Source organism: Streptomyces sp. NPDC098101, assembly GCF_044760185.1.
GTDB lineage: Bacteria > Actinomycetota > Actinomycetes > Streptomycetales > Streptomycetaceae > Streptomyces.
In genome coordinates this window covers 192,849-206,135 of sequence record NZ_JBIWAS010000003.1, presented here as the reverse complement: position 1 = coordinate 206,135, position 13,287 = coordinate 192,849, and the positions used below count along the sequence as shown (strand labels likewise).

Genomic DNA, 13,287 nt, shown 5'->3' with positions numbered 1-13,287 from the left:
CACCGGAGACGGGGATGACTCTTTCCTTACCATCCGGAGGCGCGTCAAGGGCGCACTTGCGGCAAACGGGGGTGCGCCGTCGGCACGGCGCACTACGTTGGAGGGGAAGCGGAGGGTCGGCACGCGGGGAGGGTCGGATGGCGAAGGACACACCACCGCGCTGGGACCGCAGGATGCAGCAGCGGCTGGCGCGCGGCGAGGCCGCCGCGCTCGGGGAGCTCTACGACCGGTTCGCCTCGCTGGTGCACAGCCTGGCCCACCGGGTCCTCGACGACGACGCGGCGGCCGACCAGATCACCCGCGAGGTCTTCGGCTACATCTGGGAGAACCCCGACGCGTACGACCCCCGGCAGGGGAACATGCGCGCGTGGGTGGCCCGGCTCACCCAGCGGCAGGCCGTGCACCGGCTGCGGCAGGCGGAGGTCACGGCGTACGCGGAGACGGGGGTCGGCTCCGCCGAGGAGCTGGAGCAGAAGGTCCGCCGGGCCTCGATCGCGGCCCGCGCCGACTACATCGTGACGTCGATGCCCGCTCCGCTGCGGGCCGCGCTCGAACTCGCCCACTTCCAGCGGCGGGACTACCGGCAGACCGCCGCCGACCTCGGGGTCACCGAGGACGAGGCGCGCCGGCGCCTCCGGCTCGGCCTCCAGCTGCTCTCCACGGCGCACACCCGCCCGCTCGGAGGGACCTCGCCGCCCGGCCACGGACGGGCCCTGTGACCCGGGCGGACGACGGCGCGGACGGCGTCGCGCGCGCCCCCTGGATACCCGGGCCCCGCCGGTCGGCGGACGACCACGCGGACCTGACGGGAAGGCCGGAACCGGACGGGGAGGAGGCGGAACCGGTGGTGGAACCGGACGTGCCCGTCCTCACCCACGGAGTGCTCAAGTCCCTGCTCGGGGCCTGGGCGCTCTCCGCGTGTTCGGCCGGGGAGACCGCGGCCGTCGAGGCGCACCTCACCGAGTGCGGCCCGTGCGCCGACGAGGCGCTGCGGCTGCGCGACGCCGTCTCCCTGCTCCACCGGGACCGCGACCTGGACCTCGATCCGCTGCTGCGCTCGCGGGTCCTGGAGAGCTGTCTGGGCCGCCGTCCCGCCCGCATCCCGGTCCCCGACTGGGTCACGCCGTACGACGCGGAGACCGCCCGGCTCGACGCGCTGCTCCGGGACATCGGCGCGTCCGAGTGGCACGCGCCGGTGCGGCTCAAGTGGTACGAGAAGGACCGGCCGGTCCGCCGCAAGGCCACCGTCGCCGGGGTCATCGGCCATCTCCTCGCCGTGGACGGCCTGGTGGCGGGCGCCCTCGGACTCGACGACCCGCTGGGCGCCGGGACGCCCGAGCTGTCGCCGTCCGAGCGGACCGAGGCGTTCTGGTCGGCCCTGGAGCGGCCGCCGGGCCGGGCGCTGCGGGAGCCCTGGCGGGACCAGAGCCACACCCTGATCCGCACGGTCTCCTTCGCCGGGCGCGGGGTGGCCGACCTCACCGTCACCTACAAGGACTTCGCGCTGCCGCTGCGGGACTCGCTCCTGGAGCGGGCCTTCGAGTGCTGGCTGCACGCGGACGACATCGCGCACGCGGTGGCGTACCCGTACGAACCGCCCTGCGGCGCGCATCTGCACGAGATGATCGACCTGGCGACGCGGCTGCTCCCGGCGGCCCTGGCCGGGCGCCGCCGCACCGGTCTCGCCGCGCCCGCCCGGCAGCTCGTCGCGGCGGGCGCGCCGGGCCGCTCGCTGCACCTGGAGGTCGAAGGCGCGGGCGGCGGCCACTGGTACATCGCCCTGGACTCCCCGGCCGCGGTCGGCGACCCGGACCGGGCGGTGGCGCAGGTCGCGATGGAGGGCGTCGAGTTCTGCCGGCTCGTGGCGGGCCGCGTCTCGCCGGAGGAAGCGGCGGCGGGCCAGGACGGGGACCGCGAGGCGATCCGGGACGTCCTGGCCGCGGCGGCGTCGCTCAGCCGCCTGTGAGGGCTACGCGAAGACGACCGTACGGCTGCCGTTGAGCAGGATGCGGTGCTCGGCGTGCCACTTCACCGCGCGGGCGAGGGCCTGGCACTCGACGTCGCGGCCGATGGCGACGAGCTGGTCCGGGGTCACCTCGTGGCCGACGCGCTCGACCTCCTGCTCGATGATCGGGCCCTCGTCGAGGTCCGCCGTCACGTAGTGGGCGGTCGCGCCGATCAGCTTCACGCCCCGGGCGTGCGCCTGGTGGTAGGGCTTGGCGCCCTTGAAGCTCGGCAGGAAGGAGTGGTGGATGTTGATGATCCGGCCGGAGAGCTGCTTGCAGAGGTCGTCGGAGAGGACCTGCATGTAGCGGGCGAGGACGACCAGTTCGACGTCCTCCTCGCGCACGAGGTCGAGCAGCTTCGCCTCCGCCTCGGCCTTGGTGTCCCGGGTGACGGGGATGTGCCGGAACGGCAGCCCGTACGAGCCGACGAGCTCCTGGAAGTCCGTGTGGTTGGAGACCACGGCCACGATCTCCACCGGGAGCGCCCCGATGCTGGAGCGGAACAGCAGGTCGTTCAGGCAGTGACCGAACTTGGAGACCATGAGCACGACCCGCATCCGCTGGTCGGCCCGGTCGATCCGCCACTCCATGCCGAAGGCGTCGCCGACCGCCGCGAAGCTCGCCCGCAGCTTCTCCACGTGGACGGGCGCCTCGGCCGAGAAGTGGACCCGCATGAAGAAGAGCCCGGTGTCCCGGTCCCCGAACTGCTGGCTGTCCTCGATGTTGCATCCCGTGATGAAGAGGTAGCTCGACACGGCGTGCACGATGCCCTGCTTGTCGGGGCACGAAAGGGTGAGGACGTACTGGTCGGTCATCCCGTCAGCCTGCCACACCCGGCCGGGGGCGAGACGCACCGTCCGTCAGGCGGACCGGTTCAGGACCGCGTCATGATACGGAGCAGGTCGAGGGAGCGCGGGGGCGCGTCGGGGTCCTCGCCGTCGGCGAGCGCGAGCCGCACGTGGGCCTCGCGGGCGGCCCGTACGGCCTCCGGCCAGCCCTGGTGCTCCAGGTAGGCGGAGACGGGCGCGTCGGGTCCGACCTGGTGCAGGATGCGCAGCACCCGCAGGACGGCGACGTCGACGAGGGCGGCCTCGCCGGAGTCCCGGAAGATCGCGCCGACGTACTTCTCGGCGGACCAGCTGTCGAGCCAGGTGTCCTCGACCAGGCGGTAGACGGCGTCGGTGACGTCGCCGTACCCCTCCCGGCCGGCCAGCCAGGTCGTCTCGTGGAACGCGGGGTCGGAGAGCATGTGCAGCGCCGAGCGCACGTTGCTGCGCCAGCGCCACCACGGCATGTCGTTGAGCGGCATGTCGCCCATGGTGGAGGAGCGACGGCCGCGACGGGAAGGGTTCCCGGAAGCGGAGACCGGACCGGTGAACGGATCGGCGGCCGGGCCGGGGGCCGGGGCCGGGCCGGGGGCGGTGGCGGGGTCGATGGCGGGACTGGACACGTTTCGATCGTACGTTCCCCCGGCGGGCGGGCGGACCCGCCCCCGGCCGGCCCCCGCAATTCACCCTCCCGTCACCCACCGTCGACCCGCGCTCACTCCCGCGTTACCCCCGGGGAGGAAATGTGCGTGTCCATGACCGGCAGGCGACTGACCTCACTCCTCGCGTACGTCACGGCCACGGCGGCCGGTGCGTCGCTGCTCACCGGATGCGGTGTGATCCCCGGGGCCACGGGGGGCTCCCGGGAACCCCTCACCGTGATGACCTGGGCACCCGACCGGACCAGGGCGACCAACATGCCCGGGATGCCCGCCATGGCGCAGGCCTTCGCCCGCTGGGTCAACTCCCGAGGCGGCATCGACGGGCACGAGCTGCGCGTCCTCACCTGCAACGAGCGCAACACCTCCGAGGGCGCCGCCGACTGCGCCCGCCGGGCGATCGACGAGAAGGCGGTCGCCGTCGTCGGCTCGTACAGCCAGCACGGGCGCGTCTTCATGAACTCCCTCGAAGCGGCCGGCATCCCGTACATCGGCGGCTACGGCGTCACGGAGGACGAGTTCACCAGCCCGCTCTCGTACCCGGTCAACGGCGGGCAGGCCTCGCTCGTCGCCGGACACGGGATGCAGCTCGCCGGCGTCTGCGAGAAGGTCGCGCTCGTCCGGCCGGACACCGTCGGCGGGGACCGGCTGCCCGCCCTCCTCGACTCCGGCCTGCGCGGGGCGAAGCACGGCGGCGCCGTCGACATCCCGGCCGCCGAGGACGCCGCCGAGTACACCCGGCAGGCCGACCGGGCCCGGTCCGGGGCGAAGGGCGGGGAGGGCTGTGTGACCGCCGTGCTCGGCGAGCGCACCCAGACCTTCTTCGACTCCTTCCGGCGCCTGCCCGAGGAGCGCGGGCGGAAGGGCCGGAGCGGGGACGGCAAGGGCGGAGGCGTCCGCATCTCCTCGGTCCTCGGCAGCGTCGACCAGCCGGTGATCGACCGCACCGGCGGCGCCCGCAGCCCCTTCGAGGGCGCGTTCGTCACCGGCTGGTACCCGGAGGCGAGCGACAAGAGCTGGGCGCCGATGCGCGAGGTCATCCAGCGGTACGCGTTCGTCGACAACCGGGTCGACCCGGCCGACACGGGCGTCCAGACCACCTGGATCGCCTACACGGTCCTCAAGGAGGTCGTGGAGGCCCTGGACCGGGACCGGATCACGGCCACGCAGATCGCCCACGCCCTCGACCGGGGCGAGCGGATCGACACCGGCGGTCTCACCCCCGGCCTGCGCTGGAAGTACACCGACCTGCTCGGCGCCTCCGGCTTCCCCCGGATCGTCAACCACCAGGTGACGTTCCAAGTGGTCCGGCAGGGACGCCTCGTGGCGCAGAAGCCGGGCTTCGTCGACGTCGGCAAGACGCTCCTGAGCGTCTCCTGAGGCCCCGGGGACGGGTGCGGGGCTCAGAGCCGAGCGCAGGCCCCGGAGCCGGGTGCAGAGGGCTCAGAGCTGGGTGCAGGGCTCAGAGTTGGGTGTAGGCGCGCTTCTCCAGTCCGTACTTCTCGGCGGTCGGGTTCCACAGCCCGGCCGCCTTCTTCTTGGCCTTGGTGGCGGTTCCGCTCTCCTTGTTGGCCGCGGCCAGGTGGTTCGTCGAGCGGGCCTTGCCGTCCTTGCAGCCGTTCTTCGCCTTCACCTGGTCGGCCCAGGCGGCGTAGTGGTCGTCGGCGGACGCGGAGGCCTTCCAGGCCTCGGTGAGCGCGGCGGTCAGCCGGTCATTGCTCGGGACCTTGTCGACCGACAGCGACTGGAGCTTGGTGATCAGGCCCCGGCGCTGCTCGGCGGCGCCCCGCAGGTCGGAGGCCGCCTTGTCCAGGTTCTTGCACTGCTTGATGGACTCGACCGAGCTGATCACGGTGTCCCGGCTGTCGCTGCTGGTCGCGAGGAGCTTGCTCAGCTCCTGCGCCTGCGGCTCCGCCGGGTCGGCGGGCTTCTCCGCCGGCTGCCCGGCGGGGGGAGCGGAGGAGGTCGCCGCCACGGTCGAGCCGCTCTTCTCCGGTTCCTTCTCGTCGTCGCCGCCGCTGAGCAGGGCTCCGGCGCCGAGGCCAACGACCGCGCAGCCGACGACGACGGCGGCGATCAGGGCGACCGGCGACTTGCGGCGCGGCGCGGGCTCGTCGTCGTCGTAGTAGGCGTCCTGGTGGCCGTACCCCTGCTGAGGGGGCTGTGGCGGCTGGTGCTGCTGGTGCTGCTGGTACGGGGCGGGGGCCGGGGGCGGCGGCCGGTAGCCCTGCTGGGGCTGCGGCTGCTGCGGCGCGCGGGGGGCCTCCGTACGGAAGAGGCTGTCGAACTCGGCGGGCGGCTGGCGCTCGCCGGGCGCGGCCGGGGGCACGGGGGCGATGTACTGGGTGGCGTCGGAGGCCCCGGCCTGTCCCGGGGCGCCCTGGCCCTGGTGCGGCAGCGGTCCCGTGCCGAGGAACTGGGTCGAGTCCCCGCCGCCCTGCTGCGGCGGCACCGGCGCGATGTGCTGCGTGGCCTGCAGGTCGGAGGCGGGGGCGGCCGGGTGCGGATAGCCGTAGCCGGGCTGCTGGGACTGCGCCTGGGGCGGCGGGTAGCCGTAGCCCGGCTGGGAGGCCTGGGCCGGCGGCGGGTAGCCGTACCCCGGCTCCTGCGCCCGGACCGGCGGCATCGCGCCCGGCACCGGGGCGATGTGCTGGGTCGCCTGCAGGTCGGCGGCGGGCCCCGGGCCCGGGTAGCCGTACCCGGGCTGCGGGGGTATCGGCGCCAGGTACTGCGTGGACTGCATGTCGGCGGCGCCCGGTGCCGCCTCCGGGGGCAGCGGCTGCGCGGGCGGCAGCGGCTGTCCGCCCGGCTGACCGCCGGCGGGGGCCCAGCCGCCGTCCCACGACCGCGCTCCCCCGTGGGCACCGTCGTGCGCGGGGGGCACCGCCGGGTACTGCGGCTCCGGACCCTGTCCGTTCTGCGTCACCGGGACTCCTACTGATGGACCTACGGAATCGTCGGTTCACGCTACCGGGTGGGCCCGGGGCTCCGCACACACGTGTGAGGCCGGTTACAGAACTGGTTCACGGAACCCGGGCCGCCGCCCGTCCCCACCGGTCTCCCACCGGTCCCCACCGGTCTCCCACCGGCCGCCCTAGGCCGCGTACAACTCCATCCGCACCGCGAACTCCCGTACCGCGGGCTCCCCCGAGAACGGCTCCAGGCGGTCCCTCAGGTCCTCCAGATACTCCATGCCGCGCGACGACCGCAGGGTGCCCAGGAGTTCGAGCGCCTCCGTCCCCGTGCGGCAGGCCTGCTCGACCTCCCGCTGCTGGATCCGCGCCGCCGCGAGCAGGGCGAGGCCGATCGCCCGGCGCCGCGCGCGCGTCTCCGGGTGTCCGGCGAGCGACTCCTCCGCCGCCCGCGCCGCCGCCTCCGCGCGGCCCAGGTCCCGGTAGCAGTGGGCCAGTTCGTCCGCCAGGTACGCGTGGTCGAAGTGGGTGATCCACGCGGGCTCGTCGCCCGCCTCCGGGTCCGCCCCCTCCAGGGCCCGCACGGCGCCGCCCGCCGCCTCCTCGAAGGCGCGGACGTCGCCCATCAGGGCGTGCCCGCGCGCCTCGGCCGCGAGGAACATCGACTCCGCCCTCGGCGGCACCTTCCCGCGCGTGCCCTCCTGCGCCGCCCGCGCCAACTGGGCGATCTCCCGGGGGTTTCCGAGCTGCGCGGCCAGGTGGCTCATCGAGGCGGCCAGCACGTAGCCGCCGTAGCCCCGGTCCCCGGCCGCCTGCGCGAGCCGCAGCGCCTGGATGTAGTACCGCTGGGCCAGGCCCGGTTCGCCGGTGTCCACCGCCATGTACCCGGCGAGCTCGGTCAGTCGGGCGGCCGCCGCGAACAGCTGTCTGCCGACCGCCTCCCGGTACGAGCCGGACAGCATCCCCGCCACCACGCTGTCCAGGTAGTGCACCACCACCGGGCGCACGTGCCCGCTGCCGAACCGCCGGTCGAGGTCGACGAGCGCGGCCGTCATCTCCCGCACGGCGGCCACGTCCGCGACCCCGACGCGGGCCCCCGCCATCCGGGCCACGTGCGCGTCCGGCACCGTGATCAGCCAGTCCCGGCTGGGCTCGACGAGCGCGGAGGCCGCCACCGTGGAGCCCGACAGGAACTCCCGGCGCCCCACGTCGCTGCGCCACAGCTCGCAGACCTGCTCGATCGCCCCGGGGACGGTCGGCGCGAACTGGAGGCCGACCCCGGCCGCGAGGTTCCGGCCGTTGGCCATGCCGACCTCGTCGATCGTGACCGTGCGGCCCAGCTTGCGGCTCAGCGCCTCCGCGATGATCCCGGGCGCCCGGCCGCGCGGCTGCTGCCCGCGCAGCCAGCGCGCCACGGACGTCTTGTCGTAGCGCAGGTCGAGGCCGCGCTCCGCGCCGACCGTGTTGACCCTGCGGGCGAGGCCGGCGTTGGAACAGGCCGCCTCCTGGATGAGTGCCCGGAGCCGTTCGTTGACCTGACGCGGAACGAGTGGCCTGGCTGCCATGAAGTACCCCCTGAAGCCGTGCGGGTGATCACTGGGAAGGGATCACTGCCCGGCGAATATCCGGTCAATGCCGATGCGAACACGCGAAACCGGACACGTCGGCCGCGAGACCCGCCGGTGCCCCCACCTGTGCGTACCCGCCCCCGCGCCCCGGCCCTCCGCGCGCCCCCGTCCGTGCACCGGTGCGCCCCGCGTGCGGAATCGTTGCGTCACCCCGCTTCTCCGCCCCGCCCGTAACCCCCGGTGACGCCGGGAGTTGTGCTCACCGTGGAAGAGACCATCGGAGTCACGGAGGCCGCGCGGGTCCCCGAGCAGCGGAACGAGCAGCTGCTGGACAGCGCCGTGCGGTACGCGGAAGAGCGGCACTGGGACGTGTTTCCCGGGACCTGGCTGGAAGCCGCCGAGGGCCGGGAGCGCTGCTCCTGCGGCGCGGACGACTGCGCGCTGCCGGGCGCCCACGCGTCCCGGCCCGACTGGTCGACGCAGGCGACCGGCAGCGGGGTCGGCGCCCGCCGGATGTGGTCGAAGCAGCCGAGGTCCTCGATCCTGCTGCCGACCGGCCGCACCTTCGACGCGATCGAGGTCTCCGAGTCGGCCGGCTTCCTCGCGCTCGCGCGCATGGAGCGGATGGAGCTGACGCTCGGCCCGGTGACCTGCTCCCCGGACCGCCGGATGTACTTCTTCGTCCTGCCGGGCGCCGCCGCCAAGGTCACGGACCTGGTCCGCAAGCTGGGCTGGATCCCGTCCTCCCTGGACCTCGTCACACGCGGCGAGGGGTACTACGTGGCGGCCCCGCCGACCCGGATCGGCGGCCGGGGCGCCGTGCAGTGGGCCCGCCGCCCCACCCCGGCGAACCGCTGGCTCCCCGACGCGGAGGAACTGATCAGCGCCCTCGCGTACGCGTGCGGACGGGAGGCGGCGGACGCACGGACGTCCAGGGCTTCCTGACCCTCCGGGCCTCCTGACACCCGGCCCTCCTGATCCTCAGGACCCGGGGGGCGTGCGGCGCCGGGAGCGGCGCCAGAGGTGGCGTACCAACAGGCCCGTCCAGGCCGTCAGGAGGACCGCCGCGGCGATCCGCAGGACGGGCGAGGTGCCGCCGCTGCCCGCCGCGAGACCCCAGCCGACCACGTTCAGGACCATCCAGGCCGGGCTGTCGAAGACCTCTCGCCGCGGATCGCGGGCCGTCCGGTGCACGGTCATGTCCCCCCTCGGAACAGGCGCTTAGGGTGATGAGGGTAATCACGGGGACGACCTAGGGGTTGACGGATCATGCCCGACCAGGCATTCGGGGGAGCGTTCGAGAAGGCGGAGGGCGTGCCGGAGGGCGGGGCCGTGCCCGCCGTGCGGGTCGAGGGGCTGTGGAAGCGCTTCGGGCAGCAGATCGCGGTGCACGGGATCGACCTGGTCCTGCCCGCGGGCAGGTTCATCGGGCTCGTGGGGCCGAACGGAGCGGGCAAGACCACCACGCTCTCCATGATCACCGGGCTGCTGCGGCCGGACCAGGGGCGGATCCTGGTCGCCGGGGACGACGTGTGGGCCGGCCCCGAGTCGGTCGCCCGGGTCAAGGCGCGGATCGGCGTCCTGCCCGAGGGCCTGCGGCTCTTCGAGCGCCTCTCGGGCCGCGAACTCCTCGCGTACACCGGCCGACTGCGGGGCCTGCCGGGCGCCGAGGTCGACAAGCGCGCCGCGCAGCTCCTCGACGTCCTCGGCCTGACGGGCGCGCAGCACAAGCTGGTCGTGGACTACTCGACCGGGATGCGGAAGAAGATCGGCCTGGCGGCGGCGCTCCTGCACAATCCCGAGGTCCTCTTCCTCGACGAGCCGTTCGAGGGCGTCGACCCGGTCTCGGCGCAGACCATCCGGGGCGTCCTGGAGCGGTACACCGCGTCCGGCGCGACCGTCGTCTTCTCCAGCCACGTCATGGAACTGGTCGAGTCGCTCTGCGACTGGGTCGCCGTCATGGCGGCGGGCCGGATCCGGGCCCAGGGCCCGCTGGCCGAGGTCCGCGGCGACGCGCCCTCGCTCCAGGCGGCGTTCCTGGAGCTGGTGGGCGCGAACGAGGGCGGGGCGGCGGGGCACTCGCTGGACTGGCTGGGCGGTACGGCTGCCGCCGGGAACGGGGCCGGAAGCGGTACGGGTACGGGCACGGGTACGGGCTCCACGGGCGAGGCGCAGTGATGAGTACTGCCACCACCGCCGCCCCCTCCCTCACCTCCGTGTTCGTACGGCTCAAGCTGTCGCTGCTGCGCAACGGGCTGCGGCAGTCGGGCGGGCGGACCGCCGCGTACGTCGTCTCCGCCGTCTTCGGCGCCCTCTTCGCGGCCGGGATGGTGCTGTCCTTCGTCCTCCTCCGGGGGAACGCCAACGCCGGTACGGTCGCGGTCCTCCTGACCGGGATGGTCGCGCTCTCGTGGGCGGTGATGCCGCTGTTCATGCCGGGCGGCGACGAGACCCTCGACCCGTCGCGGCTGGTGATGCTGCCACTGCTCCCCCGCCCGCTGGTCCGGGCGCTGCTGGTGGCCTCGCTCGTGGGCATCGGCCCCGTACTGACGCTGTTCCTGGCGTTCGGCGCGGCGCTGTCCGTGGCGCACGGCGCCGCCGGGACGGTCGTCGCCGTGCTCGCCGTACCGCTGACTACGGTCACGTGCGTGGCGCTCTCGCGGGCCGTGGCCGCGGCCAACATCCGTCTCCTCACCTCCCGCAAGGGGCGGGACCTGGCGCTCCTGAGCGGTCTGGTCATCGCGGTCGGCATCCAGGTCGTGAACTTCGCGGCGCAGCGGCTCAGCGAGCCCGGCGGGCTGGGCGCGATCGAACCGGCGGCGTCCGTCCTCGGCTGGCTGCCGCCCGCCGCCGCGATCGCCGCGGTGGACGCGGCGAGCGACGGCGACCACGCGGTGGCGGCGGTACGGCTGCTGATCACGGCGGCGGGGCTCGCCGGGCTCCTGTACTGGTGGCGGCGGAGCCTGGTGCGGCTGATGGTCGAGCCGGACGGCTCCACGATCGGCGCGTCCCCGGAGGCGGGCGCCCGGGGGAAGGACGGCGGCACGGGCCTCCTCGGCCGAGTGCTGCCGGGCGGGCGGACGGGCGCGGTCATGGAGCGCAGCCTGCGGTACGTGTGGCGGGACCCGAAGACGAAGGCGGCGTGGGTGACCTCGCTGGCCCTCGGCCTGATCGTGCCGGTGTTCAACGCGCTCCAGGGCGCGGGCTCGATCTACTGGGCGTGCTTCGCGTCGGGGATGCTCGGGATGCTGATGTACAACCAGTTCGGGCAGGACACCTCGGCGTTCTGGATGGTCGCGCAGACCATCTCGACGCCGGCCGACGCGTACGCGGAGCTCCGGGCGCGGATGCTCGCGCTGCTCGCCGTCACGCTGCCGTTCACGGTCCTGGTGACGGTCCTGACGGCCGCCGTCCTGGGTGACTGGGGGCGCCTCGCGGAGGGGCTCGGCCTGGCGTTCGGCCTGCTCGGCGCGATGCTGGCGACGGGCGCGGTGGCCTCGGCGGCCTACCCGTACTCGATCCCGCAGGACAGCGGCTACAAGAACGTGGTGCCGGGGCAGGCGGGCCTGGCCTGGATCTCGATCTTCGGCGGCATGGTGGCGGCGGCGGTGCTGTGCGCCCCGCTGATCGGCGCGGCGGTCTACCTCCACGTCACCGACCACCACTCCCTCCTCTGGCTCCTCCTCCCCGCGGGCGCCCTCTACGGCGCACTCCTCGTGTGGGCGGGCCTCAAACTGGCGGCCCCGCGCACGGCGGACCGGCTGCCGGAGATCCTGGCGGCGGTCAGCAAGGGGTGAGCGAGGGCCGACGGCCTTCGAGGAGGGTCTCCACCGCGTTCCGGGACCCTCCGGGTGCCCGGCGGGCTCCGTGGAACCCGAATCCCCCGGTGCGGCCCTGGCCGTACCGTCCCCCGTTCGGGCTACGAGCGGCGGCGGTGCGGCGAGGCGGCTCCTAGCGTTCGGATGTCAGCGGGATCGACTTCGAGGAGCTGGGACATGAGCGGTGATCCGATCCACGCAGAGCTCGACAAACGGGCCGAGGCGGTCGAGCGGCAGGTCATCGAGTGGCGACACCATCTCCACCAGAACCCGGAACTGTCCAACCGCGAGGTCAACACGGCCGAGCTGATCACGGACCACCTGACCTCCCTGAACCTCGACGAGGTCCGTACCGGCATCTCCGGACACGGTGTCGTCGGCGTCCTCAGGGGCGGCAGGCCCGGTGACCGGGTCGTCGCGCTGCGCGCCGACATCGACGCGCTGCCGGTCAAGGAGGACAGCGGCGAGAGCTTCGCCTCCACGGTGGTGGACCAGGACTATCCCGGCGGTCCGTTCCCGGTCGCGCACGCCTGCGGCCACGACGGGCACACCGCCATGCTGCTGGGTGCCGCCACCGTCCTGGCCGGAGTCCGCGAGCAGCTGCCCGGCACCGTGCTGTTCGTCTTCCAGCCCGCCGAGGAAGGCGCGCCGGCCGGAGAGTCCTCCGGAGCCAAGCAGATGATCGACGAAGGGGCGTGCCACGACCCCGCGCCGACGATGGCGTTCGGTATGCACCTGGGGCCGCTGCCCAGCGGATACATCGGCTACCGGGTCGGCAACCAGTTCGGCGCCTCCAGCATGATCAAGATCGTGCTCACCGGTCAGCAGGTCCACGGCTCCACCCCGTGGATGGGCGTCGACCCCATGCCCGCGGCCGGTGCGATCACGGTGGGCGTCGGGCAGCTCTACCGGCAGGTCTCCGCCTTCGACCCGATCACCGTGACCATCGGTCACATCGAGGACGTCGGCCGCTTCAACATCGTGCCCGGCACCGTCACCCTGTGGGGCACCATCCGCTGCTCGGTCGAGGAGGACATGGCCGACATCCAGAAGCGGCTCACCACCCTGGCCGAACAGACCGCCGCCGCCTACAACTGCACCGCCGAGGTGGACTACCTCCAGGACGTGCCCGCGGTACACAACCTCAAGAAGTGGACCGACGCGGTCCTGCCCACTCTCAAGAGCGTCGTCGGCGCCAAGAAGGTCTTCGAGACCCCGCCGACCCTCGGCTACGACGACGTCTCCGAATTCGTCAACAAGTACGGCGGCGTGTACCTGATGCTCGGCGCGCAGGACGGCGAGCTGACCGACGAGGGCACGCTGGTGCCCACCCCCGGCGGGCGCGGCCTCGTCCCCAACCACAACCCGCGCTTCTACGTGAACGACGACGCCCTCGTGCAAGGCGTGCGTCTGCACTGCAACGTCGCCTACGGCCACCTGAACGGCACGATCACCCCCGCCGAGTGACGAGCGGCCGGCCGGCGCGGGAAACGGACC

At 73.7% G+C, this 13,287-nt stretch carries 12 protein-coding genes; 7 read left to right on the top strand and 5 right to left on the bottom strand.

What is annotated here, in order from left to right; genetic code table 11:
- Positions 1-137: 137 nt before the first annotated feature.
- Together ACIQVI_RS13855 and ACIQVI_RS13850 are read left to right on the top strand one after the other, a co-directional pair.
- Positions 138-719 (top strand): sigma-70 family RNA polymerase sigma factor, encoded by a 582-nt coding sequence (locus ACIQVI_RS13855; protein WP_351969031.1) that lies wholly within the window; start codon positions 138-140, stop codon positions 717-719.
- On the top strand, positions 716-1,966 hold the full coding sequence (locus ACIQVI_RS13850) for a maleylpyruvate isomerase N-terminal domain-containing protein (protein ID WP_351969032.1): 1,251 nt from the start codon (positions 716-718) through the stop codon (positions 1,964-1,966). Before ACIQVI_RS13855 ends, ACIQVI_RS13850 begins: the two co-directional genes overlap by 4 nt.
- 3 nt (positions 1,967-1,969) lie before the next feature.
- Here ACIQVI_RS13850 and purU read toward each other — a convergent pair whose 3' ends face one another.
- Together purU and ACIQVI_RS13840 are read right to left on the bottom strand one after the other, a co-directional pair.
- Complete coding sequence (gene purU / locus ACIQVI_RS13845; protein ID WP_351969033.1) at positions 1,970-2,821, bottom strand: formyltetrahydrofolate deformylase; 852 nt, start codon at positions 2,819-2,821, stop codon at positions 1,970-1,972.
- Between the two features lie 59 nt (positions 2,822-2,880).
- Positions 2,881-3,324 (bottom strand): hypothetical protein, encoded by a 444-nt coding sequence (locus ACIQVI_RS13840; RefSeq protein WP_161371524.1) that lies wholly within the window; start codon positions 3,322-3,324, stop codon positions 2,881-2,883.
- 264 nt (positions 3,325-3,588) lie between these two features.
- Here ACIQVI_RS13840 and ACIQVI_RS13835 point away from each other — a divergent pair, with 264 nt between their 5' ends.
- The gene (locus ACIQVI_RS13835) at positions 3,589-4,872 is read left to right on the top strand and encodes an ABC transporter substrate-binding protein (protein ID WP_403595087.1); all 1,284 of its coding nucleotides are present in this window, start codon (positions 3,589-3,591) and stop codon (positions 4,870-4,872) included.
- Positions 4,873-4,954: 82 nt separating this feature from the next.
- On the opposite strand, the gene ACIQVI_RS13830 is transcribed toward ACIQVI_RS13835, so the two are convergent.
- Both ACIQVI_RS13830 and ACIQVI_RS13825 read right to left on the bottom strand, forming a co-directional pair.
- Complete coding sequence (locus ACIQVI_RS13830) at positions 4,955-6,418, bottom strand: hypothetical protein (protein WP_403595084.1); 1,464 nt, start codon at positions 6,416-6,418, stop codon at positions 4,955-4,957.
- A gap of 168 nt (positions 6,419-6,586) precedes the next feature.
- Positions 6,587-7,969 carry a transcriptional regulator gene (locus tag ACIQVI_RS13825; protein WP_403595081.1) on the bottom strand — a complete coding sequence of 461 codons (1,383 nt, stop codon included), beginning with the start codon at positions 7,967-7,969 and terminating at the stop codon, positions 6,587-6,589.
- Between the two features lie 258 nt (positions 7,970-8,227).
- Here ACIQVI_RS13825 and ACIQVI_RS13820 point away from each other — a divergent pair, with 258 nt between their 5' ends.
- The gene (locus tag ACIQVI_RS13820; protein ID WP_121828293.1) at positions 8,228-8,917 is read left to right on the top strand and encodes a bifunctional DNA primase/polymerase; all 690 of its coding nucleotides are present in this window, start codon (positions 8,228-8,230) and stop codon (positions 8,915-8,917) included.
- Positions 8,918-8,953: 36 nt separating this feature from the next.
- Here the strand turns inward: ACIQVI_RS13820 and ACIQVI_RS13815 are convergent, their stop codons facing one another.
- Positions 8,954-9,172 carry a hypothetical protein gene (locus ACIQVI_RS13815; protein WP_403595078.1) on the bottom strand — a complete coding sequence of 73 codons (219 nt, stop codon included), beginning with the start codon at positions 9,170-9,172 and terminating at the stop codon, positions 8,954-8,956.
- Between the two features lie 69 nt (positions 9,173-9,241).
- Here ACIQVI_RS13815 and ACIQVI_RS13810 point away from each other — a divergent pair, with 69 nt between their 5' ends.
- The 3 genes from ACIQVI_RS13810 to ACIQVI_RS13800 all read left to right on the top strand — a co-directional run bounded on the left by ACIQVI_RS13810 (position 9,242) and on the right by ACIQVI_RS13800 (position 13,257).
- Positions 9,242-10,150 carry an ABC transporter ATP-binding protein gene (locus tag ACIQVI_RS13810; protein ID WP_403595075.1) on the top strand — a complete coding sequence of 303 codons (909 nt, stop codon included), beginning with the start codon at positions 9,242-9,244 and terminating at the stop codon, positions 10,148-10,150.
- Positions 10,150-11,769 (top strand): transporter, encoded by a 1,620-nt coding sequence (locus ACIQVI_RS13805; protein ID WP_403595072.1) that lies wholly within the window; start codon positions 10,150-10,152, stop codon positions 11,767-11,769. The genes ACIQVI_RS13810 and ACIQVI_RS13805 overlap by 1 nt, the downstream gene beginning before the upstream one ends.
- A gap of 198 nt (positions 11,770-11,967) precedes the next feature.
- The gene (locus tag ACIQVI_RS13800) at positions 11,968-13,257 is read left to right on the top strand and encodes a M20 family metallopeptidase (RefSeq protein WP_403595069.1); all 1,290 of its coding nucleotides are present in this window, start codon (positions 11,968-11,970) and stop codon (positions 13,255-13,257) included.
- Positions 13,258-13,287 lie beyond the last annotated feature (30 nt).

Bases quoted from the DNA above. Each gene is read 5' to 3' on its own strand.
- ACIQVI_RS13855 (WP_351969031.1), top strand. From the start codon at position 138: ATGGCGAAGGACACACCACCGCGCTGGGACCGCAGGATGCAGCAGCGG.
- purU (WP_351969033.1), bottom strand. From the start codon at position 2,821: ATGACCGACCAGTACGTCCTCACCCTTTCGTGCCCCGACAAGCAGGGC.
- ACIQVI_RS13840 (WP_161371524.1), bottom strand. From the start codon at position 3,324: ATGGGCGACATGCCGCTCAACGACATGCCGTGGTGGCGCTGGCGCAGC.
- ACIQVI_RS13835 (WP_403595087.1), top strand. From the start codon at position 3,589: ATGACCGGCAGGCGACTGACCTCACTCCTCGCGTACGTCACGGCCACG.
- ACIQVI_RS13825 (WP_403595081.1), bottom strand. From the start codon at position 7,969: ATGGCAGCCAGGCCACTCGTTCCGCGTCAGGTCAACGAACGGCTCCGG.
- ACIQVI_RS13815 (WP_403595078.1), bottom strand. From the start codon at position 9,172: ATGACCGTGCACCGGACGGCCCGCGATCCGCGGCGAGAGGTCTTCGAC.
- ACIQVI_RS13810 (WP_403595075.1), top strand. From the start codon at position 9,242: ATGCCCGACCAGGCATTCGGGGGAGCGTTCGAGAAGGCGGAGGGCGTG.
- ACIQVI_RS13805 (WP_403595072.1), top strand. From the start codon at position 10,150: ATGAGTACTGCCACCACCGCCGCCCCCTCCCTCACCTCCGTGTTCGTA.
- ACIQVI_RS13800 (WP_403595069.1), top strand. From the start codon at position 11,968: ATGAGCGGTGATCCGATCCACGCAGAGCTCGACAAACGGGCCGAGGCG.